We start from the raw sequence: 21,165 nt of genomic DNA on the forward strand, positions 1-21,165 counted from the left end.
GCTTAGTCGTTTTTAATGGCTTTTACAATCATTCCATCAAATGCGCCTGGAACAGGTTTTGACACCAAAATATCACCATCTTTCAAACCTCCAACAACTACTTTATCTTTTCCAAAATACAAAGGATTTATGGGAGTTAATGTTAAAATACTATCATTTACAATGGTATAAACGGCTTTATTGTCAACTACTAATTTTCTTGAAATTTCTACGGCATTTTGAACCGATTTTGCCACTAAATTGGCTTCTAAAAACATGCCTTCTTTTAAATCTGGATGTTTCAATTCGATATATGCAGTAATGGTTTGTGAAACTTGATCTATTTTTCCATTAACACGAACCACTTTACCTGTGTACATTTTTGATTTATCTAAATTGGTCAACTCAACTGTATTGCCAACTTTCAACATATCAGCATAACTAGCACTGATAGACACTTCCATTTCATACACACTTGTATCAATAAATTCACCTAACTTTTGTCCTGATCTTACTAAAGTTCCTGGAGTCACTAACGCCTCTGTTAAAACTCCTGTAAATGGTGCTTTTATTAGATGTTTTGACAAACGAACTTCAAGGTTTTTAACATTAAAATACGCTGTTAAAATACCTCTTCCCGAGATAAAATATTTTTCTTTTTCAGATGAAAATGATGGAATTTTAGGAACTGTTTTATTGATATCAAAACTTTGCAAATAGGTTTCCCATTTGTTGAATTCAGATGGAAAATCCAAACGAATATCAGGTAAAACCGAAGTTATTAAATTGAATAAATTGCTTTTTTGAGATTGCAAACTTGCGTAAAACTCATCACTATTAATACTTAGTAAAGTTTCATTTTGAACATACATTGTTCCTGGTCTAAATGCTTTGTTTGAAGATTGCAACACACCTTGAACCTCGGAAAAAAGTTCGATTTTATTTTTAGCAATCAAATTGCCATTTGCCGATAACACAATTGGAATCTCTTTATTTAAAATTGGCTCTGTAAAAACGGTATTGATTGTTTTTTTAAACGTAGGTTTCGGAGCCATGTTTTTATCTACAATATATTTTCCTAAAAAAATAGCGGCAACAACCAAAATAATTCCTAGAACTGATAAAATGATATTCCTCATGATGTGATAATTGTACTTTTGGTTCGAAAAAAGAAATTGTTATTTTTGAGAGAGCAAAGATAATTTTAAATAAATTAAATTCCCGGGAAAGAATTTTTTGTTTGTTAAAGAAACGTTATAATTCTATGATTTTCGTAAGTAAAGTTCGAATTCAGCTACTTTTGAAATGCAAAAAACAGCAATTACGCTTTTGAATTATCAAACTAAAAATTTCAATCATTCTTTTTTTTCTAGAATTGATGCCATTTCAATAGAAATTTGGGAAGATTTGGATTGCGAAAATAATCGCTATTTTCATCGTAACTTTTTAAAATCTGTTGAAAAAAATCATCCAGAAATTGATTTTTATTATCAAATTTTGTTTGATAATAACAAAAAAGCTTGCGCTATTTTTTCTATTCAAATAATTGATTTTGAAATTAATAGTATTAAAAATAATTTTCGACTTTTAATCAAAAAAATTCAAAAAGTAACCAATAAAATTCCGTTTTTACCATCAAGCAGACCTTTCAAAATTTTGATTGTTGGGAACACTTTTATAAGTGGCGAACATGGATTTTTTATCAAAGAAACTTTGGATAAAAAATTGGTTTTAAAAGAATTTTCAAAAGCCATTTTACAGTTTTCAAATTCTCAAAGCCAACTACAAATTGATGCTATTTTGTGTAAAGATTTTAAATATGAATCCTTATCAAGTACCTCAGTTTTCGAGAAATTTCAATTCAAGCGATTCTCTGTTGAACCTAACTTAGTTATGGAAATTAATGAGAATTGGAAAAATTTTAATGATTATTTATCTGCATTAAAAACCAAATTTCGAATAAAAGCAAAAAAAGCGTTGCAACAAAGCTCTGAATTAAAATTGATTGAAATTAGTCCAGAAAACTGTGAACATCAATTGATAAAAATGACAGAATTATACCAAAAAGTAAGCTCGAATGCAGGTTTTAATTTGGCAAATTTTAATGTGGCTACCTACAAAGATTTGAAGCAGGCTTTTGGCGAAAATTACCTATTACAATCGTATTGGATTGATGACAAAATGGTGGGATTTTTATCAGGAATGATTACAAACAATTCTTTGGATGCACATTTTGTTGGTATTGATTATTCGCTAAATAAACAATATGCCATTTATCAACGAATGTTGTATGATTATATTAAAATTGCCATTGATAAAAATTTAAAATTTGTTAATTTTGGACGCACAGCAAGTGAAATAAAAAGTTCTGTTGGTGCCATTCCACAAGATTTAACCATCTATTTTCGTCACAAAAAACGAATCACAAACCGAATTTTACACCTATTTTTGCAACGCGTGCAACCCACTGCATTTCAACAAAAATTTCCTTTTAAAAACACAGAAACAATATGAAAAACGCTCAGGAATTAATCAATTTATTACATCTTGAACAATTGGAAACACACTTATTTAGTGGACAAAGTGTTACCATTGGAAGTGCGATTGTTTTTGGTGGACAAGTTTTAGCGCAAGCTGTAAATGCCGCTTATAGAACAATTCCTGAAAACCGATTTTTACATTCATTACATGGCTATTTTTTAGAAGCAGGAGATTTAACAACGGATATTCAATATCATGTGGAAATTATCAGAAATGGAGGCAGTTTTTCTACAAGACGAATTACTGCAAAACAACAGGAAAAAACGATTTTTATCTTGGCAGCTTCTTTTCATCAAAGAGAAGAAGGTTTTGAGCATCAAGCCTTAATGAATCAAGACATTAAACAACCAGAAGATTTATTAAGTTGGGATGAAATGTTAGCTCAATTTGGTGAATTTTTACCTGCATCAACCAAATCGTTTTTAAGCATTGAACGTCCAATTGCTTTTAAACCTGTTCATATCCAAAATCCTTTAGAAAGGCAAAATTTACCACCAAAAGAAGAAGTTTGGTTCAAATTAAAAGGTCCAATTCCTGAGATGACAATTCAGAAAAAACATCAAATTTTGACTTACATTTCTGATTACAATGTGTTGAATCCTATTTTTAAACCGAATGCAAAAAACTATCATTTTGGCAATACAATGACAGCCAGTTTAGATCATTCTATGTGGTTTTTTAGAGATTTTGATTTTGATGATTGGATGTTATATTCAGCTGAATCACCCAATGCTTTTGGTGCAAGAGGTTTATCAAGAGGAAATATTTTTACAAGAAACGGAAAATTAATAGCTTCTTTTGCACAAGAAGGATTGTTGCGACCTTTGAAAAAATAATTTGTTGGCTTTTTTTAAATGAACTATTGGATTTTAGAATATGAACTGGATTTTTCTCATCATTGCCGGACTTTTTGAAGTTGCCTTTGCCTTTTGTTTAGGAAAAGCTAAAGAAAGTTCAGGTAATGAAACCTTTTATTGGTATTTGGGATTTTTGGTTTGTTTAGGAATCAGCATGTCGTTATTGGTAAAAGCAACACAAACAATTCCGATTGGAACTGGCTACGCTGTTTGGACAGGAATTGGCGCAGTTGGAACTGTACTCGTAGGAATTTTTATATTTAAAGAACCCACCACATTTTGGCGATTGTTTTTTATTTCGACATTAATTGCTTCCATTGTTGGTTTGAAAGTGGTTTCTTAAACTTATCTAACGAAAAACAGCCTCTAAAACATCCAATGATTTTGGATTTCTAAAACTATCTATGTGCAATTTGTAATAAGAAATGAGAACTTGCAGTACCTGTTGCCTTTCAAATTTACTAAAAGAAAGTTGATCGCTATTTTCAAAATTGACATTCAATAATTTTTTAAATAGAAAAAAAACATTCTCAGAAATTACATTTTTATCATAGGTTTCATCCGTAAAAAAGCCTTCTAATAAATGAAAACCCTTTTTATTAGAATCTGAAATGTCTGGGTAAAATCCTAAAAAACTGGTTAATTTTACTAAAAATACCAAATGAAAATTCGAAATTTTTTCATGAGAATCCAACCAATGAAAAGAACTTTCTAAGAAATCATACAATGCTGAATTTGTCTCTTCTTCTTGAATAACATTCGAAACTACTTCTGATAAAAAGAAAGTGATGGATTGTTTTACAATATCTTGATATATAGTTTGATACGGCTGTAAAACTTGAATTTCTTTGATCGAATTTAAAGTGCTTTTTATGTTGTGATTTGCCACCAATTTCAACTGAGTTAACGGTTGAAAATAGGCAACTTTCAATCCGCCTTTTTTAGCTTTTAAAATGCCTCTTACTAGATACGATTTTACGCCATCTTGTTGAGTAAAGCATTTTACAATTAAGCTCGAGTCACCAAATTTTAGCGAACTTAAAACAATAGCATTTGTAGTAATAATGGGCATTAATTAACAATCGCAATTTTAGTAACAGCGGTTTGTGTACCATCTTCAGCAGCTAATAACACAACATAAATTCCTGATGCAACTTTTTTACCAGCCAAATTTTTTTTGTTCCAGACTACTTTTCCACCTTGCACTTCTTGACCTTCTACAACATTGGTTTCATAGACTAAATTTCCGGCAACATCCAAAATTTTTACATTGGTTCCGCGTGGTAAACTAGTACCATTTCTACCAGTAATCGTAATTGTCTCATGATTTTTCAATGCCGGATTTGGATACGAATATACATCTCCTAAAACTTCACCAAAAGGGGCTACTTTACTGTTATAAGCAACAATACCTCTATCTGTGGCAAAAAACACTTTTCCAGAACTATCATCAACTCTAATTTTCAAAATTCTATTAGATGGCAATGGAGAATTTTGCCTACTAAAATTTGCTAAAGTTCTTTGACCTGAAGGATTTGTGTACAAAACACCTCCACTATCAGTTCCAAACCATTTATTATCTGCACCATCAATTTCAATAGAATTGACTCTTAAATCTCCCAACAAACGTTCTCCAACACCATTTTCTTCAATGATAACAGGTTGTGCATTCAAAACCGTAGCATCAAAAACTGAGGATGTTCCTCTAAAAACAACCAAGCCTCTACTTGTGCCAATCCAAACTCTGCTGCTATTATCAACAGCAACCGAAAAAACTTGCAAATCTGGTAAATTTCCTTGGTTTGGAGTAGCAATTAAACGTGCTTTACGATTGCCATTTTCATTAAAAACATAGACCCCATTTCTTCTTGTTCCAATCCAAACTGTGTTATTTCTATCAATCGAAATTTCTGACAACCCTAATGCACTATCCGTTTTTAATGAACTTATATCAAAACTACTCCAGGCTCCAGAGTTTGATAATTTTTTCAATTCTTGATTTGCATTGATATTATTTACCCATAAATTTCCTTGACGATCTATGGCTGTTCCACTAACCCTAATGGTTACTCTATTGATTTCATTGGGTACAATATCTTCTAAAGTACTGTTTAAATGATTATAAAATGTTGTAATTTGATCATTTTCAACCACCAATAAACCACCTGTTGAAACAGAATTTATTTCTCTAGTATCACCAAATGAACTGATAAAAACCTTGTTTTTTGCATTCGGATCAATGGTAACATGATTCAAATCAATAAAAGGAAAAGTGGGATTGAAAGGAGTATTGATCCACTTTTGACCATCAAAATGACTAAAACCTCTTCGTCTTTGCAATGGCGTATATGTTGCATCATAACCTCCAAAAACAACCCAAAGATGCTCATTTTCTGCATCTATTGAAAAAACATCGTTTGATAATGGCCCTTCAGGATGAATCTCCTGGTAATTGGTTGATTGAGTTGACGTTGTTTTTAAAATTCCGAATTCGTGAGTGGCTAAATAAATGGTGTTATTTTCAAAAAAAGCATTGGAAAGTGAAAAATCAAAATCAGATGTAGTACCAAAATTCAATATTTCATTCATTGATAAATTTAAAATACTAGCACTTTTTTGAAGTGAAATTGCCAAATGAGTAGCAGATGATTTTACTCCTAAAATGGGTTGAGAATAATCTTTTGTTTCTATCAAACTTGCCCCATTTAATTGAAATAATTTCGAGTTTTCCGTTACAAAAATTTGATTATTAAATTGTACAATATGCGTGAAATCTCTTCCAGGAAACTGTTGTGTCCAATTGTTAAAATCGATTAATAAATTATTAGTAATGTCTGCCGTAAAAATTCCCTCTTCAGTAACCGCAAAAATGGTATTATTTAATATAGTTGTCTCGTTAATTCGAACAGAAGAAGAATTATTTCCTACAAAAAAAGTATCACCAAATTCTAATTGTTCAATATCATACTCAACAATTGCAAAAGGTGTTGAGAGGTACAAAGTGTTTCCAATACCCGAAATATGATTGACTCTTTTTTCTTGTGATTGATTAAAATTCGCCAAATCTGATGAAATTGTTATGGAATTATTTTCATCAATTACTTCAATCAAGCCATTTTCGTAGCCAATTACCAATCTTTTTGAGGTTGTATCGTAATAAATTGCAGAAGTAATTTCGCCTGATAAACCTTGAATAGAAGAGAATTTTTTGGTCTCAGAAGTTGTTTCATCGAACGTAAAAACGGCATTATCAACCAAAGCAAAAATTTGATTATCAACTTTTACAAAATCTTTAACATTGTTGTATGAATAGAAGTCTTCCCAAGAATCACTATAATCAACTTGTGAAAATACACTTGTTGATAACAAAAAAAACAATAAATTGAGTATGTTTTTCATAAAAATATTCAGAGAATCAAAGATATTTAAATATTATAGAATAACGATAAAAACGGGTATATTCGTGTAAAAATCAGATAAATTTATGAGTTTAGAAATAGAAAGAAAATTTTTAGTAAAAAATGATGATTTTAAAAAAGTTGCTTTTCAACAAAAAATACTACAACAAGGCTATTTAAATTCAGACAAACACAGAACAGTTCGTATTCGAATTGCTGATAATCAAGGATTTATTACCATAAAAGGAGTTTCTAACACTTCAGGAACCACTCGTTTTGAATGGGAAAAAGAAATTGATGTACAAGAAGCAAAACAATTGCTAACACTTTGCGAACCCAATATTATCGAAAAAACGAGATTTTTAGTAAAAAAAGGAATTCATATTTTTGAAATTGATGAGTTTTTTGGAGCAAATAAAGGCTTATTGATAGCCGAAATTGAGTTAAATTCAGAAAATGAAACATTTGAAAAACCTTCTTGGTTGGGTGAAGAAGTCACTGGAAATTCTAAGTATTACAATGCTTCTTTGAGTAAATTACCATTTTCATCTTGGAAATAAATAGCTATATTTTTAGCTATAAATTATAAATCGCTAAAAAATGACTTGCACTTCCTAACAACACAAAAACATGAAAAATTGCATGATTGTATGGAATTTTTTTAATGGAATACAAAATGGCTCCCACTGAATAAAAAATTCCTCCAGCAACCAAATATTGAAAATTTTCTACACTTAATTGTTGCATCAAAGGTTTGATAAAAACCATTACTTGCCATCCCATTAACAAATACATAGCCGTTGAAATTTTGTCGTATTTTCCGGTAAAAAATAGCTTCAAAATAACGCCTACCAATGCAAAAATCCACACAAACAAAAACATATACCAACCTAATTTTGAATCCAAACCAACCAAACAAAAAGGGGAATAACTGCCTGCAATGAGAATGTAAATAGCTGCGTGATCAAAAATATTGAGTCTTCTTCGTTTTTTTGGCTCTTTAGCTGCATGATAAAATGTAGAAGCAGCATATAAAAGTATCATACTTAGCCCATATATTATATAGCTGATGGGTTTCCAAAAACCCTCAAATTCTTGAGATTTTAAAATTAAAAAAGGAAATGCAACAACACTTAATACCAACCCAAAACCATGAGAAATAATGTTAAGTGTTTCTTCTTTTTCAGGATAATGGTGATTTAAATTCTTTGTCATTATTCGGTCTGTTTGTGTCGTCCATATATTTTTTGTCATTTACCAAATCATTGTAAATCAATTGAAAAGTTTGTTGTTTCAATGATTCCACATCTTGCATTTGCAAATGAGATGTTTCAATAAATTTGTGTTGGCGCACTCTTATTGTTCCTGGGCCACCTTTCCAAAAATCCCAAGAAAATAAGCGTTTTCCATCAAAATAAACCTGAGGAACAATGGGAATTTGAAATTCAATAGCCAAGCTAAAAGCGCCGTTTTTAAAGGGTGCTAAAATTACATTTTCTGTAGGCACTAATCCTTCTGGAAAAATTCCCAAACTAACACCATTTTTCAAACGTTTTTTAGCTTCTTCGTATACATTTTTTCTGCTTTCAGGACTACTTCTGTCAACCATGATTACCACTCTTTTGTAGAAAAATCCGAAAATAGGAATTTTCACAAACTCTTGTTTTCCAATAAAAACGATGGGATTTTTACTCAAAATGATTAAAATAAAAGCATCTAATAATGAAGAATGATTGGGACAAAACAAGTAACTTTTATTCATTTCAATGTGTTGATCTGCAATCAGTTTTAAACGAAAACCCATTCCATAAACCAAAATTTTAGCCCAAATACGCACCATTTTCCAAAAAGTTGGATAGTACTTTTCACTAGTAGTAAGAATTAGCAAAAATGGAATCATTGCTAAAATTGTAATCAATAAAAGGATGTAAAACCACATCCTCCAAAGAAATAAAAACGGAATTTTCAAAAATTTCATACGATCCAAAAATACTAATATTTTGTTGTTTGATTGATTTTTTGAAACAAAACCTTATTTTTGCCAACACATTTTTTTGAAGCGTCAAAAAATTGTAAAAAACAAACTTATGTCTAGAATTTTAACGGGAGTACAAAGTACAGGAACGCCACATTTAGGGAATTTATTAGGTGCTATTTTACCTGCCATAAAAATGGCAAATGACCCTAAAAATGAATCGTTTTTATTCATTGCTGATATGCATTCTTTAACACAAATTAAAGACGGCAAACAATTGAGAGAAAATACCTACAGTACAGCTGCAACTTGGCTGGCTTGCGGTTTAGACATTAACAAAACCGTATTTTACAGACAAAGTGATATACCCCAAGTAACAGAACTTTCTTGGTATTTAAACTGTTTTTTTCCTTACCAAAGATTGACGTTGGCTCACAGTTTTAAAGACAAAGCTGATAGATTAGCTGATGTAAATTCGGGATTATTTACCTATCCAATGTTGATGGCTGCAGATATTTTACTATATGATGCTGAAATTGTTCCTGTTGGAAAAGATCAATTGCAACATTTAGAAATGACGCGTGATGTAGCTAGTAGATTCAATAATTTGATTGGTGAAACATTGATTATTCCTGAGGCAAAAATTCAGGATGACACAAAATTAGTTCCTGGTACTGATGGTGAAAAAATGAGTAAATCAAGAGAAAATACTATCAATATTTTTTTACCAGACAAACAATTGCGTAAGCAAATAATGTCTATTCAAACTGATAGTACTCCTTTAGAAGAGCCTAAAAATACTGAAAACGACACTATTTTTGCATTGTATAAATTACTGGCTTCAGAAACGCAAGTTCAAGAAATGAAAGCAAGTTATGAAGCAGGAAATTATGGTTATGGTCATGCAAAACAAGCTTTGTATGAATTAATTTTATCAGAATTTTCAGCGATTAGAGAACGTTATAATCATTTTATAACACACAAAGAAGAAATAGACGCTGCTCTTGAAATTGGTGCTAAAAAAGCAACTTTGGTTGCAAATGAAGTTTTGAAAAGAGTTCGTAAAAAAATTGGATATTAAATTCTAAACATAAAAAAATCCCAATTTAATTGGGATTTTTTTATTGACTAAATTGATTGATTTAGTTAATTTTTATCGATTTTGCAATCGCTTCTAATTCAAAAACAAAAGCTCTTTTGTTTACTGAAGGCGCATAGGTAAATCCTTCAAAAACAACAACTCTGTTATTTTTTTTGTCAATGATTGAATAATTTAAAAACGGACCTGCCATAAAATCATCTTTTACTTCCCATTTTCCACGAGTCTCATAGGCTTTTTTACCATCAATAGTTGCATCAAAAATAAATGGTGTATAAGCTGCTTCAGTAATCATATACATGCCTTCGAACGAACCTGGAATGTATTTTTTACCAATACTATCCCTAACAGCTACAATATTTTCGGAAACTATTTGTTCATTTTCTAATGGAATGGAATATACTAAAATGTTATTGCTACCAGTTTTTGCAATACCACTTAATAAATGCTGACGTAACCAAAGAAACTCTCCTGTGTCGTCAACCAATTTATATGATGTTGGAATGGTTAAAGAAATTCCTAAATTTTTGATGGTTTTAAATTGGTTTTCTGCCAATTTATCTTTTTCAAAAACTGCTTGTGTAAACTTTACATCTGCATCAATAAAAATTTCTTTGATATCGTTTTTATGTTTTTGTAGTAATTTGATGATGGTTTCATCATTTTTTCCTTGAACATATACAATGGTTTGTGGTTGGGCAAAAACGTTTTTTCTAACAGAAAATCCTTCATTGTCTGATTCTGAAATGATTAATAAATTTCTGTGTGCTTTCATCATTGCTGAAAATCCACTTGGTGCAACTTGTGAAAGTGTTAAAATTGGTTCAGGTTGAGGCAATCCTACCATAAGTTCACCAAAAGAAGTTCTAATTTCTTGACCAATGTCACTTGTCCAATCGCTTACTTTTGCAACAACCATCACTTTGTTGAGGCTTCCAATAGAATCTTTTAAAACGTATTTGTCATTTCCTGTACAAGAGATCAATAAAAAGGAAGTAATTGCAATAAATAGAAAATTTTTCATAAAGTTAGCTTTTTAATATTTTGAGTTTCATTCCGGGTTTCAAAATATTTTCATTCCAAATATTGTTCCACTTTTTCAAATCATCGATAGAAACTTTATCAAATTTTTTAGAAATGATCCAAAGTGAATCTCCTTCTTTCACCTCATAAATATCAAATTTCGCATTTTCAGGAATTACAAAAGTAGTTTTCACTTGATTTTTAGGTTCTTCTTTTGCTATTGTAGCATTCTTTTTAGGAAAGATATTGAGCCTTTGACCTACATCTATATTGCTGGTTTTTAACTTGTTCCAACTTTTTAAATCACTAACTCTAACACCAAATTTCATAGCTATTTTTCCTAAATTATCACCACTTTTTACTTTGTAACGGATGCTCTTGTCCATTGCAAAATTTTCGGGTAATGGTTTTTCTCTTTTAGAGTCGTCTAAATCTGCCAAAGCATAAATTTCGTGTTCTTTGTCTAAAAAATCAATGATTTTGTGTTTTGGCAAACGCAATGCATAATTTCTATTTTCAACATAAGGAATCACATCTAATTTATAAGACGGATTTAAAAATGTTAAAACCTCTTGCTCTAACCCAATAATTTCAGAAATTTGATCAAAACCAATGGTTCTTTTTACTTGAACTGTATCGGTTTCAAAATCATAAAATCTAGGCATATTTGGATACAATTGATGCTCTTCTGCATATTCAAAAATATACATTGTGGCATAAAAAGCAGGCACATAACTTGCGGTTTCTCTTGGTAAAAACTGACGAATATTCCAATAATTTTTTTGTCCTCCTGAACGTTTAATGGCTTTTAAAACATTTCCTGGACCTGAATTATAGGCTGCTAATGCCAAATCCCAATCACCAAAAACTTTAAACAATCTGCTCAAATATTCGCAAGCAGCAATGGTTGATTTTACAGGATCTTGACGTTCATCAACATACGAACTTACTTTTAAATCATATAATTTTCCTGTACCAAACATAAATTGCCACAAACCAGTTGCACCTGCATGCGATTTGATGTTTGGAATTAATGCTGATTCAACAACGGCTAAGTATTTCATTTCTAGCGGAATATCATACTTATCCAAATATTTTTCAAACATTGGAAAATAGTATTTAGCTCTAGACATCAACTCTGGAAATTGTTTTCTTCTTTGAACCAAATAACTATTGATTACTTTTTCTAATGCTGGATTATAGGCTAAATTGAAAGGCGTATTTTGATTTAATTGATACAATCTGGCCTTTAAAACATCTGTTGTTAAAGCAACAACAGTATTATTTTCAATGTCTTTGTCATTCATCACAAAATTAAGCGTATCCACAAAAGAGGCACTAAAAGATTGTTGTACTAACAAACTATCAATTTTTTTTAAATCTTTGTCTGAGAAAAAAGGCTTGTTTTTATATGCTCTTAAAGAATCTTTTTTTATTGAAATACTGTCAACTTTTGTCTGTGAAAAAGCGGTGAATGAAAAAAAGAGAATTATTAAAAACCTGTTCATAATCTTTAAAATTTTAGTTCTAGTGCAATTGGACAATGATCAGAATGTTTTGCTTCTGACAAAATATATGCTCTTGAAATATGTTTTTTTAGTGGAGCTGCAACCATGGCATAATCCAAACGCCAACCTTTGTTGTTTGCTCTAGAATTAGCCCTGTAACTCCACCAAGAATATTCTTGTTTTTCAGGATTCAAATAACGATAACTATCTATAAATCCGTTATTTATAAATTCACTCATCCATTTACGCTCTTCAGGTAAAAATCCAGAAACGTCTTTCATTTTCGGATTATGAATGTCAATTTCTTCATGACAAATATTGTAATCGCCACAAATCACTAAATTCGGAATCTCATTTTTTAGCTCATTGATATAGGCTAAAAATTCATCCATATAATTGAACTTAAAACTCAACCTGTCATCATTTGTTCCTGAAGGAAGGTACAAACTCATAATAGAAACCTGATCAAAATCAACCCGTAAATTTCTGCCCTCAAAATCCATGGATTCAATTCCTGTTCCATACACCACATTTTTAGGTTTTTCTTTGCAAAAAATTGCGACTGAAGAATAGCCTTTTTTTTGTGCAGAAAACCAGTAATGATAAGGATATCCAGCGTTTTCGAATTCAGAAACATCCAATTGTTCTTGATGTGCTTTGGTTTCTTGAATGCAAATCACATCTGGATTTGCAGCTTGTAACCATTGTATAAATCCTTTGTTTAAAGCAGCTCTGATTCCGTTTACGTTATATGATATGATTTTCATTAAAAGTTAAATTTTAATTTTCCGAAAGTTGAGAAACGCAAAAATCTGAATCTTATTGTTTTCTTATTTATTGAAAAACAATTATTTAACTTGCTCTTCAGAAACGTTTTACTTTATGAACAGTGTAAACTGTTGGAAAATATTTTTTTGAATTGGCAATATTAACAATATTTGATTCATTATTCAAAATTTTAAGAATCAATTAAGGAATTAAACAAAAATTGATAAAGAGAAGATGCGTTTTAATGATTAAAAACTCATTTCAGGAATTTCACCTTCTACAATTAAAGTGCCTTCAGTAGCATTTTGAATTTCTTCTACTGAAACTCCAGGAGCTCTTTCTAAGAGATAAAAAGCATTGTTCTTAACTTCTAAAACTGCCAAATTAGTCACCACTTTTTTAACACAACCAACACCAGTTAATGGCAACGTACATTGTTTTAAAATTTTAGATTCTCCTTCTTTATTGGTGTGCATCATGGCAACAATGATATTTTCTGCAGAGGCCACTAAATCCATGGCACCTCCCATTCCTTTGACCATTTTTCCAGGAATTTTCCAATTGGCAATGTCACCATTTTGTGATACTTCCATTGCTCCTAAAATGGTTAAATGGACATGTTTTCCACGAATCATGGAAAAACTTGTTGCTGAATCAAAAAAACTTGCTCCAGGTAAAGTAGTAATTGTTTGTTTGCCAGCATTGATAATATCAGCATCTTCTTCACCATCAAAAGGAAAAGGTCCCATTCCTAAAACCCCATTTTCTGATTGAAATTCTACTTCAATATCTTCACGAACATAATTCGCAACCAACGTTGGAATTCCAATTCCCAAATTCACATAGTATCCGTTTTTTACTTCTTTAGCAATTCTTTTTGCTATTAAATTTTTGTCTAGTGCCATGGTTATTGTTTTTGTCTTACGGTTCTCTGTTCAATTCTTTTTTCATAATTTGTTCCTTGAAAAATTCGTTGTACAAAAATCCCTGGAATATGAATATTGTTTGGGTCTAATTCGCCAACAGGAACCAATTCTTCTACCTCAGCAACTGTAATTTTTGCAGCTCCACACATATTTGCATTGAAATTTCTAGCTGTTCCTTTAAAAATTAAATTTCCTGCTGCATCTCCTTTCCAAGCTTTTACAAATGCAAAATCGGCTTTGAAAGCAGGTTCTAATACATACATTTTGCCATCAAATTCACGAGTTTCTTTGCCTTCTGCTACTTCAGTTCCAAATCCTGCAGGTGTGTAAAAAGCAGGAAAACCTGCTTGTGCAGCTCTGCATTTTTCAGCTAAAGTTCCTTGTGGAGTTAATTCAACCTCTAATTCTCCCGACAACATCTGACGTTCAAATTCTTGATTTTCACCAACATAAGATGAAATCATTTTTTTGATTTGCTTTTTTTGCAATAACAATCCCAATCCAAAATCATCTACACCTGCATTGTTAGAAATACATGTAAGTTCGTTAATATTTCTTTTAACAAGTTCAGCAATTGCGTTTTCTGGAATGCCACACAATCCAAATCCGCCTAACATAAGTGTCATGCCGTTTTCAACTCCCTTGAGTGCCTCTGTTACGTTGTTTACTTTTTTGTTGATCATCAGATTTAGTTTTGAGTCTTTAGTTTTTAGTTTAAATGATAAAAATTATTCTTAATTCTTAATTAAAAATCCGTGTCTCCACCTCGAATTTCATTCAATGTATTTTCTGAAGTTCCACTACAATTGATATTGATCGTTACATTTTCAGGTTTTTCAAAATCATCTTTACTGATGTTCAATGATTTATCAGCATAACATTTTCTCATAAAAATTGCCCAAGTTGGTAGCGCCATTGTTGCTCCCTGACCTTTTATAATTCCTCTAAAGTGTGTTGCTCTATCTTCTCCACCTGTCCAAACTCCAGTGACTAAATTAGGCACCATTCCCATAAACCATCCATCAGATTGATTTTGAGTAGTTCCTGTTTTGCCTGCAATTGGATTTGTAAAACTATAAGGAAACCCTGTAGCTACTTTTCCTGCGGATGTATAATTTGAGCGCAAACGAATTCCTGAGCCAGCATTGGTTACACCTTTTAACAAATCAATAATTACGTATGCTGATTCTTCGCTCAACACCTCTTGTGTTTTTGGTGTAAAATCTTTAAGAACTGTTCCGTTTTTATCTTCAATTCTGGTAATAATCATAGGTTCGACTCGCAAACCTTTGTTGGCGAAAGTACTGTATGCACTTGTCATTTCTAGCAAAGACAAATCAACAGCTCCTAAAGCTATGGATGGCATTGGTTTGATGGGAGTTTCAATTCCTGCAGCTTTTGCCAAACGCACTACATTTTCTGGAGCAACCATATCAATCAATCTTGCTGAAATGGTATTTACAGATCCCGCTAAAGCTTCTTTTATGGTTAACATTCCTCCGTATTTGTTGTCAGAATTTTCTGGAGTCCAATCTTGAATTAATCCATATTTTCCGGTAGGAATTGTATATCTGATGTTAGGCAATTCTTCGCAAGGAGACATACTTAATTGATTGATTGCTGTCGCATACACAAATGGTTTAAAGGTAGAGCCTACTTGTCTTTTTTGTTGAGAAACAGCATCATAACTAAAGTGTTTGTTGTCAATACCACCTACCCAAGCTTTGATGTAACCCGTTTGTGGTTCTATAGAAACCAATCCAGATCGTAAGAAAAACTTATAATATTTGATAGAATCATTTGGTGACATGATGGTATCAATGTTTCCTTTCCAAGAAAACACACTCATATCAGTTTTTGTATTGAAAATTTTATCAATTTCTTTTTTAGAGACTCCTGCTGCTTTTAAGCGATAATATCTGTCAGAATTCCTTTTTGCACGTTCTAAAATACCATCAATTTGTTCTTTATCAATATCGTAAAAAGGCGCTTTTTTGTTGTATTTCTGCTCAGCAAAAAAATACGATTGTAAGTTTGCCATGTGCTCTTTTACAGCTTCTTCAGCGTATTTTTGAATTCGAGAATCAATAGTTACGTAGATTTTTAATCCGTCTTTAAAAATATCATAATACTCGCCATCTGGTTTTGGATTATTTTTTACCCAATCACGCATTACTTTTTGCAAATGCGATCTAAAATAAGTGGCATATCCATCACTATGACTTTCAGGAGTAAAATTGATTTTTAGAGGCAATTTTTGTAACGAATCTTTTTCCTCTTCAGTTAAGTAACCGTTTTTTTCCATTTGACTAAACACTACATTTCTTCTTTCTAAAGATTTTTCTTTAGAAATTTTTCTATTCGGATTGTATTGTCTTGGATTTTTTAGCATTGCCACAATGATGGCTGATTCTTGCACATCTAAATCTTTGGCTTCTTTTCCAAAATAAATTCTTGATGCTGAACGAATTCCAACAGCATTGAAAATAAAATCTTGCGTGTTCAAATACATGGCAATGATTTCTTCTTTGGTATATTGCCTTTCTAATTTGATGGCAACAACCCACTCTTTTAATTTTTGTAAAACACGTTTTATTTTATTACTTGACGCATTTTTTGTGAACAAATTTTTAGCCAATTGTTGGGTAATTGTACTTGCTCCACCACCACTTCCTAGTTTTACAACAGCTCTTGCAGTTCCTTTAAAATCAATTCCTGAATGTTCGTAAAAACGTTCATCTTCAGTAGCAATTAATGCATGAACCAAATTTTGAGGCAAATCTTTATATTTAATTGGTGTTCTGTTTTCTTTGGCATATTTTCCAATAGTTACTCCATCAACTGAAATGACCTCAGTTGCCAAATTAGATTGTGGATTTTCTAAATCTTGGAAAGAAGGTAAAGGACCAAAACCGCCCAAAGCTGCAATGATAAATAGCAAAAAAACGAAAGCAAATCCTCCTAAAAAGATGCTCCAAAACCATTTGATGTATTTTTTAAATTGCGTTTCTTGTTTTTTCATAGTTCGTTGACTTTTTCAATACTGAATCCAATATCTTGAATTCCATTTAGTTTTTGTAATGGTTTTACTTCGCCATTTTTTCTCATTGCTTGACGCACCTGAAATTGATATTTTCCTGCTTTTGGAAATATTTTTTGTTCTTTGTAAAACAACTTACTTTCTTTGATATCTGTGATGCCTTTTCCTAAAAATTTCCCAGAGACATCTGCCATTTCATATTGTAAAGTGTCTATAACTTTTGTTTCATCAGGAAATGTTAGTGTTGTAATGACATACAAATTGCTAAAGGGATATTCACTGGTGTTTCTAACATGAATGAACAAGTTTTTGGGTGAAATAGTATCCTGAATTGTAAAATCAAACCTAACTTTTTGGGAAGTTTTCCATGCAGCATTTTCTATGGGTTCAAATTGTATGAACTCAATAGTATCATCACAGGATAAAAAAGAGATTACAAAAAACAATGTTAAAAAGACGCTTTTTTTATTGCGAATTGGAATCATTTTTTGGCTTTCTATTTTTTCTATTTCTGTTATTATACCTTTTTTTATTAGTGCTTTGAGTGGTTGCATTCGGCTGATTTACATTTTCTGGATTGTTAACAGACGCTGGTTTTTGAGCTTGCTTTTGAGGCTGTTGTTGTTGTTTTTGTTTTTGAGGTTGTGGTTTTCTAGGTTGATTTCCAGATTTTTGAGGAGTATCAACAATCGATTTTTCAGCAACTTCTGTAAATTTCTTTTTTGATTTTTTTCTTCTTTTGCTTTTGATAGGTACATCAAAACGAGTTAAACTATCTTCACCTACAGCATCTTCAAAACTTACTTTTGTTGGTAATTCAATTTCTGATTCATATTCTTCTAACGAAGCTGAAAGCTCATTATTTTTATTCAACTCAATAATCTCTAGAACATGATCTAGCGTTAAACGATACCATTTAGAGCTTTCATCTTTGTATGTATACCAGAGAAAGTTTTTGAAAATATCCATTTTCACGAAAATAGCTTCCCCTTTTTCTGTCTTTAGAACCAATTCTTGTTTTGGAAAAGGTTTCAATGCATCTAAATAAGAATCTAATTCAAAATTTAAACAACATTTCAATTTGCCACATTGACCCGCTAACTTTAACGGATTTAATGACAATTGTTGGTAACGTGCTGCAGAAGTAGTAACTTTTCTAAAATCTGTTAACCAAGTTGAGCAGCACAACTCTCTTCCACAAGAACCTACACCTCCTAATCTTGCTGCCTCTTGTCTTGCGCCCACTTGTTTCATTTCTACTCGCACTGAAAAAGCGCTTGCAAAATCGCGAATCAATTGTCTGAAATCGACTCTTGATTCGGCTGTATAATAAAAGGTTGCTTTGTTTCCATCTCCTTGATATTCAACGTCAGAGAGTTTCATTTGCAATCCTAAACGACTTAAAATTTCTCTTCCTTTTCGTTGAGTTTCCTCTTCTTTGTCTCTGGCTGCTTGCCAAATATCAATATCTTTTTGGGTTGCTTTTCTGTAGATTTTATTGATTTCATCACTATCAATAGCAATATTTCTTTTTTTCATTTGCACTTTTACCAATTCTCCTGCCAAAGAAACCACACCAATATCATGTCCTGGTGAACTTTCTACAGCCACAACATCACCCATTGAAATGGTTAAATTTTCGGTATTTCTGTAAAAATGCTTGCGTCCGTTTTTAAAACGTACCTCAAAAATATTGAATCGTTCTTGACCACTTGGTAATGTCATATTTGATAACCAGTCAAAAACAGCCAATTTTTCACTGCCACTACCACAAGTGCCAGTGCCACAATTTCCATTACTTTTACAACCTCTAGGAACACCATTTACGGTTGTTCCACAACTTCCACATGCCATGTAATTCTTTTATTTTTAGAAAAGCGTACTGCTTTTGTAAATTATTTTATTGATTTTTAAGTATTTGTAAAATTACAACTTTACAAAGTACAATCAGTAAATATATAAAATCTGATTGAGAAGTGAAGTTTAAATTTTTGCTAATAAAGAAAGAAGCTTTTTGATGATGGATTTTTATTTAATTATTGATAATTAAACAGTAAAAATTCTCATGGAATTATTTTTTATTTGAAGATTCTCTTATGATCAATTCTGACTCCAACAAAAATGATTGATTTACAGTTGATTTATCTTCAATTTGAGATATTAATAAACTAGAAGCTTTTTTCCCCATTTCAAATGCAGGCTGATTTACAGTGGTCAAAGAAGGTTCAATTACAGCTGCAATTGGATCGTTGTTAAAACCGACAACAGCAATATCTTCAGGAATTTTTATTCCTTCTGATTTTAAATATTGAATGGCACTGATGGCAGCAGTATCATTCGAAGAATATAGTCCATCAATTTTTGGATTTGCAAGTATTTTTTTAGCCATCAAAATACCATCTTCTTCTGAAAGATTCGATTCGAAAATTAAACTTTCGTCAAGTTCGATTTGATGTTTTTTCAATGCATCTAAATAGCCATTTTTTCGTTGTTTGTATAATTCGATATTCTGTTTTCCTGAAAAATGAGCAATATGTTTGCATCCTTTTTGTAATAAATGTTCAGTTGCTAAAAAACTTGCACGGAAATTATCAATATTGATGTTTACACAGTTTTCTAAATTACAAGGTCTGTCAAAAAAAACAATCGGATTCTTAAATGATTGATACGACTTTAAATGATCGTAATTTGAAGTTTCCATTGAGATGGAAATTAAAATACCATCAACTCTATTTGAAATTAAATTTGAAATGATTTTTTTCTCTCGTTCAAAACTATCAAAACTTTGACAAATGATTACATTGTATCCTTTTTCTTGAGCAATTTGTTCAACTCCTGCAATAACCGTAGCAAAAAAGTATCTGGAAATTCGAGGCAATACAATAGCTATGGTTTGGGTTTTATTTGTTCGTAAATTAGAAGCTAATATGTTGCGTTGATAACCTAATTCTTTGGCCTTTTGTAAAATTAATTCTTTCGTTTTTTTTGTGACCCTATCACTATCATTCAAAGCTCTTGAAACGGTTGAGCTATCTATTCCTAAGACCCTAGAAATATCGTGAATGGTTACTTTTTTTTGATTCATAAGCTAAAGATAACGAAATATTTAAAACAAAAATATGAAAATTTTATTTATACAATCGATTGTATTTTTGAAATAATTTTTTATTTTTACCAAAATTTTGAAATAATTCTAAAATGAAAACAAGATACCAAACAAGATACGCCTCTTCTCCAAAAGATGTTAAAACTTACGATACCAAACGATTACGTGAAGAATTTTTAATTGACACGTTGATGCAAGAAGATAAAATCAGTTTGGTTTATTCACATTTTGACAGGTTTATTGCTGGTAGTGCTGTTCCAAAAAGTGATACCTTAAAATTAGAAAGTATTGATGCTTTGAAATCGGAATTTTTTCTAGAAAGAAGAGAATTGGGTATCATCAATGTTGGTGAGTCTGGAAGTGTCATTGTTGATGGAACTGAGTATATTTTAGAAAATAAAGAAGCATTATATGTTGGTCAAGGAAATAAAGAAGTTATTTTTTCTAGTAAAAATTCAGAAAATCCTGCACTATTTTATATAAACTCTACTCCCGCTCACAAGTCCTATCCAACAAAAAAAATTGGAAAAGAGGATGTTGAAACCATTGAATTAGGTTCTCCTGAAACTGCCAACGCAAGAACTTTAAGAAAATATATTGTTAGTACTGTTGTAGATGTTTGCCAATTACAAATGGGAATGACCGCACTAAAACCTGGCAGTTCTTGGAACACAATGCCAGCACATGTGCATGATAGAAGAATGGAAGTGTATTTTTATTTTGAAATTGACCCAAACCAAGCAGTATGTCATTTTATGGGAGAGCCACAAGAAACAAGACATATTTGGATGGCAAATCATCAAGCTGTAATTTCTCCACCTTGGTCTATTCATTCAGGCTCTGGTACTAGCAGTTATTCTTTTATTTGGGGAATGGCTGGTGAAAATTTAGATTATGGAGATATGGATCATTGTAAAATTAACGAACTAAAATAATTAATAAACC

At 31.4% G+C, this 21,165-nt stretch carries 20 protein-coding genes; 6 read left to right on the top strand and 14 right to left on the bottom strand.

Going from position 1 to position 21,165, the window contains the following annotated elements; all coding sequences use genetic code 11:
* Positions 1-2: 2 nt before the first annotated feature.
* Complete coding sequence (locus WHA43_RS07150; RefSeq protein WP_105046400.1) at positions 3-1,118, bottom strand: efflux RND transporter periplasmic adaptor subunit; 1,116 nt, start codon at positions 1,116-1,118, stop codon at positions 3-5.
* Positions 1,119-1,284: 166 nt separating this feature from the next.
* Here WHA43_RS07150 and WHA43_RS07155 point away from each other — a divergent pair, with 166 nt between their 5' ends.
* Genes WHA43_RS07155 through WHA43_RS07165 form a run of 3 tightly spaced genes read left to right on the top strand, consistent with a single transcriptional unit; the run spans position 1,285 to position 3,720 of the window.
* Complete coding sequence (locus WHA43_RS07155) at positions 1,285-2,493, top strand: GNAT family N-acetyltransferase (RefSeq protein ID WP_105046401.1); 1,209 nt, start codon at positions 1,285-1,287, stop codon at positions 2,491-2,493.
* A complete protein-coding gene (locus WHA43_RS07160; RefSeq protein ID WP_105046402.1) occupies positions 2,490-3,356 on the top strand; it encodes an acyl-CoA thioesterase in 867 nt (288 codons plus the stop codon). Before WHA43_RS07155 ends, WHA43_RS07160 begins: the two co-directional genes overlap by 4 nt.
* A 40-nt stretch (positions 3,357-3,396) precedes the next feature.
* A complete protein-coding gene (locus WHA43_RS07165; RefSeq protein WP_105046403.1) occupies positions 3,397-3,720 on the top strand; it encodes a DMT family transporter in 324 nt (107 codons plus the stop codon).
* Between the two features lie 6 nt (positions 3,721-3,726).
* On the opposite strand, the gene recO is transcribed toward WHA43_RS07165, so the two are convergent.
* Positions 3,727-4,449 carry a DNA repair protein RecO gene (gene recO / locus WHA43_RS07170; RefSeq protein WP_105046404.1) on the bottom strand — a complete coding sequence of 241 codons (723 nt, stop codon included), beginning with the start codon at positions 4,447-4,449 and terminating at the stop codon, positions 3,727-3,729.
* Positions 4,449-6,776, bottom strand: a complete 2,328-nt coding sequence (locus WHA43_RS07175; protein WP_105046405.1) for a hypothetical protein — start codon at positions 6,774-6,776, stop codon at positions 4,449-4,451. The genes recO and WHA43_RS07175 overlap by 1 nt, the downstream gene beginning before the upstream one ends.
* Positions 6,777-6,861: 85 nt before the next feature.
* Here WHA43_RS07175 and WHA43_RS07180 point away from each other — a divergent pair, with 85 nt between their 5' ends.
* A complete protein-coding gene (locus tag WHA43_RS07180) occupies positions 6,862-7,335 on the top strand; it encodes a CYTH domain-containing protein (protein WP_105046406.1) in 474 nt (157 codons plus the stop codon).
* Positions 7,336-7,351: 16 nt separating this feature from the next.
* On the opposite strand, the gene trhA is transcribed toward WHA43_RS07180, so the two are convergent.
* The gene (gene trhA, locus WHA43_RS07185) at positions 7,352-7,990 is read right to left on the bottom strand and encodes a PAQR family membrane homeostasis protein TrhA (RefSeq protein WP_105046407.1); all 639 of its coding nucleotides are present in this window, start codon (positions 7,988-7,990) and stop codon (positions 7,352-7,354) included.
* On the bottom strand, positions 7,959-8,753 hold the full coding sequence (locus WHA43_RS07190; protein WP_105046408.1) for a lysophospholipid acyltransferase family protein: 795 nt from the start codon (positions 8,751-8,753) through the stop codon (positions 7,959-7,961). Before WHA43_RS07190 ends, trhA begins: the two co-directional genes overlap by 32 nt.
* Positions 8,754-8,862: 109 nt before the next feature.
* On the opposite strand from WHA43_RS07190, the gene trpS reads away from it, so the two are divergent.
* Positions 8,863-9,831: a tryptophan--tRNA ligase gene (gene trpS, locus WHA43_RS07195; protein ID WP_105047323.1), complete on the top strand. Its 969-nt coding sequence runs from the start codon at positions 8,863-8,865 to the stop codon at positions 9,829-9,831.
* Positions 9,832-9,892: 61 nt separating this feature from the next.
* Here trpS and WHA43_RS07200 read toward each other — a convergent pair whose 3' ends face one another.
* From WHA43_RS07200 to WHA43_RS07240, 9 genes are all read right to left on the bottom strand, one after another.
* Positions 9,893-10,873, bottom strand: coding sequence for a DUF4837 family protein (locus WHA43_RS07200; RefSeq protein WP_105046409.1), 981 nt, complete (start codon positions 10,871-10,873; stop codon positions 9,893-9,895).
* Between the two features lie 4 nt (positions 10,874-10,877).
* A complete protein-coding gene (locus WHA43_RS07205) occupies positions 10,878-12,380 on the bottom strand; it encodes a lytic transglycosylase domain-containing protein (protein ID WP_105046410.1) in 1,503 nt (500 codons plus the stop codon).
* Between the two features lie 5 nt (positions 12,381-12,385).
* The gene (locus WHA43_RS07210; protein ID WP_105046411.1) at positions 12,386-13,147 is read right to left on the bottom strand and encodes an exodeoxyribonuclease III; all 762 of its coding nucleotides are present in this window, start codon (positions 13,145-13,147) and stop codon (positions 12,386-12,388) included.
* Positions 13,148-13,396: 249 nt separating this feature from the next.
* On the bottom strand, positions 13,397-14,053 hold the full coding sequence (locus WHA43_RS07215) for a CoA transferase subunit B (protein ID WP_105046412.1): 657 nt from the start codon (positions 14,051-14,053) through the stop codon (positions 13,397-13,399).
* 2 nt (positions 14,054-14,055) lie between these two features.
* Positions 14,056-14,757, bottom strand: coding sequence for a CoA transferase subunit A (locus WHA43_RS07220; protein ID WP_105046413.1), 702 nt, complete (start codon positions 14,755-14,757; stop codon positions 14,056-14,058).
* A gap of 62 nt (positions 14,758-14,819) precedes the next feature.
* Complete coding sequence (locus WHA43_RS07225; RefSeq protein ID WP_105046414.1) at positions 14,820-17,096, bottom strand: penicillin-binding protein 1A; 2,277 nt, start codon at positions 17,094-17,096, stop codon at positions 14,820-14,822.
* Positions 17,093-17,599 carry a gliding motility lipoprotein GldH gene (locus tag WHA43_RS07230; RefSeq protein WP_105046415.1) on the bottom strand — a complete coding sequence of 169 codons (507 nt, stop codon included), beginning with the start codon at positions 17,597-17,599 and terminating at the stop codon, positions 17,093-17,095. The genes WHA43_RS07225 and WHA43_RS07230 overlap by 4 nt, the downstream gene beginning before the upstream one ends.
* Positions 17,580-18,968, bottom strand: a complete 1,389-nt coding sequence (locus WHA43_RS07235; RefSeq protein ID WP_105046416.1) for a PSP1 domain-containing protein — start codon at positions 18,966-18,968, stop codon at positions 17,580-17,582. Before WHA43_RS07235 ends, WHA43_RS07230 begins: the two co-directional genes overlap by 20 nt.
* Before the next feature lie 217 nt (positions 18,969-19,185).
* Positions 19,186-20,199, bottom strand: coding sequence for a LacI family DNA-binding transcriptional regulator (locus WHA43_RS07240; protein WP_105046417.1), 1,014 nt, complete (start codon positions 20,197-20,199; stop codon positions 19,186-19,188).
* A gap of 113 nt (positions 20,200-20,312) precedes the next feature.
* On the opposite strand from WHA43_RS07240, the gene kduI reads away from it, so the two are divergent.
* Positions 20,313-21,155, top strand: coding sequence for a 5-dehydro-4-deoxy-D-glucuronate isomerase (kduI, locus tag WHA43_RS07245; protein ID WP_105046418.1), 843 nt, complete (start codon positions 20,313-20,315; stop codon positions 21,153-21,155).
* Positions 21,156-21,165 lie beyond the last annotated feature (10 nt).

The organism is Polaribacter gangjinensis (assembly GCF_038024125.1).
Classification (GTDB): Bacteria; Bacteroidota; Bacteroidia; order Flavobacteriales; family Flavobacteriaceae; genus Polaribacter; species Polaribacter gangjinensis.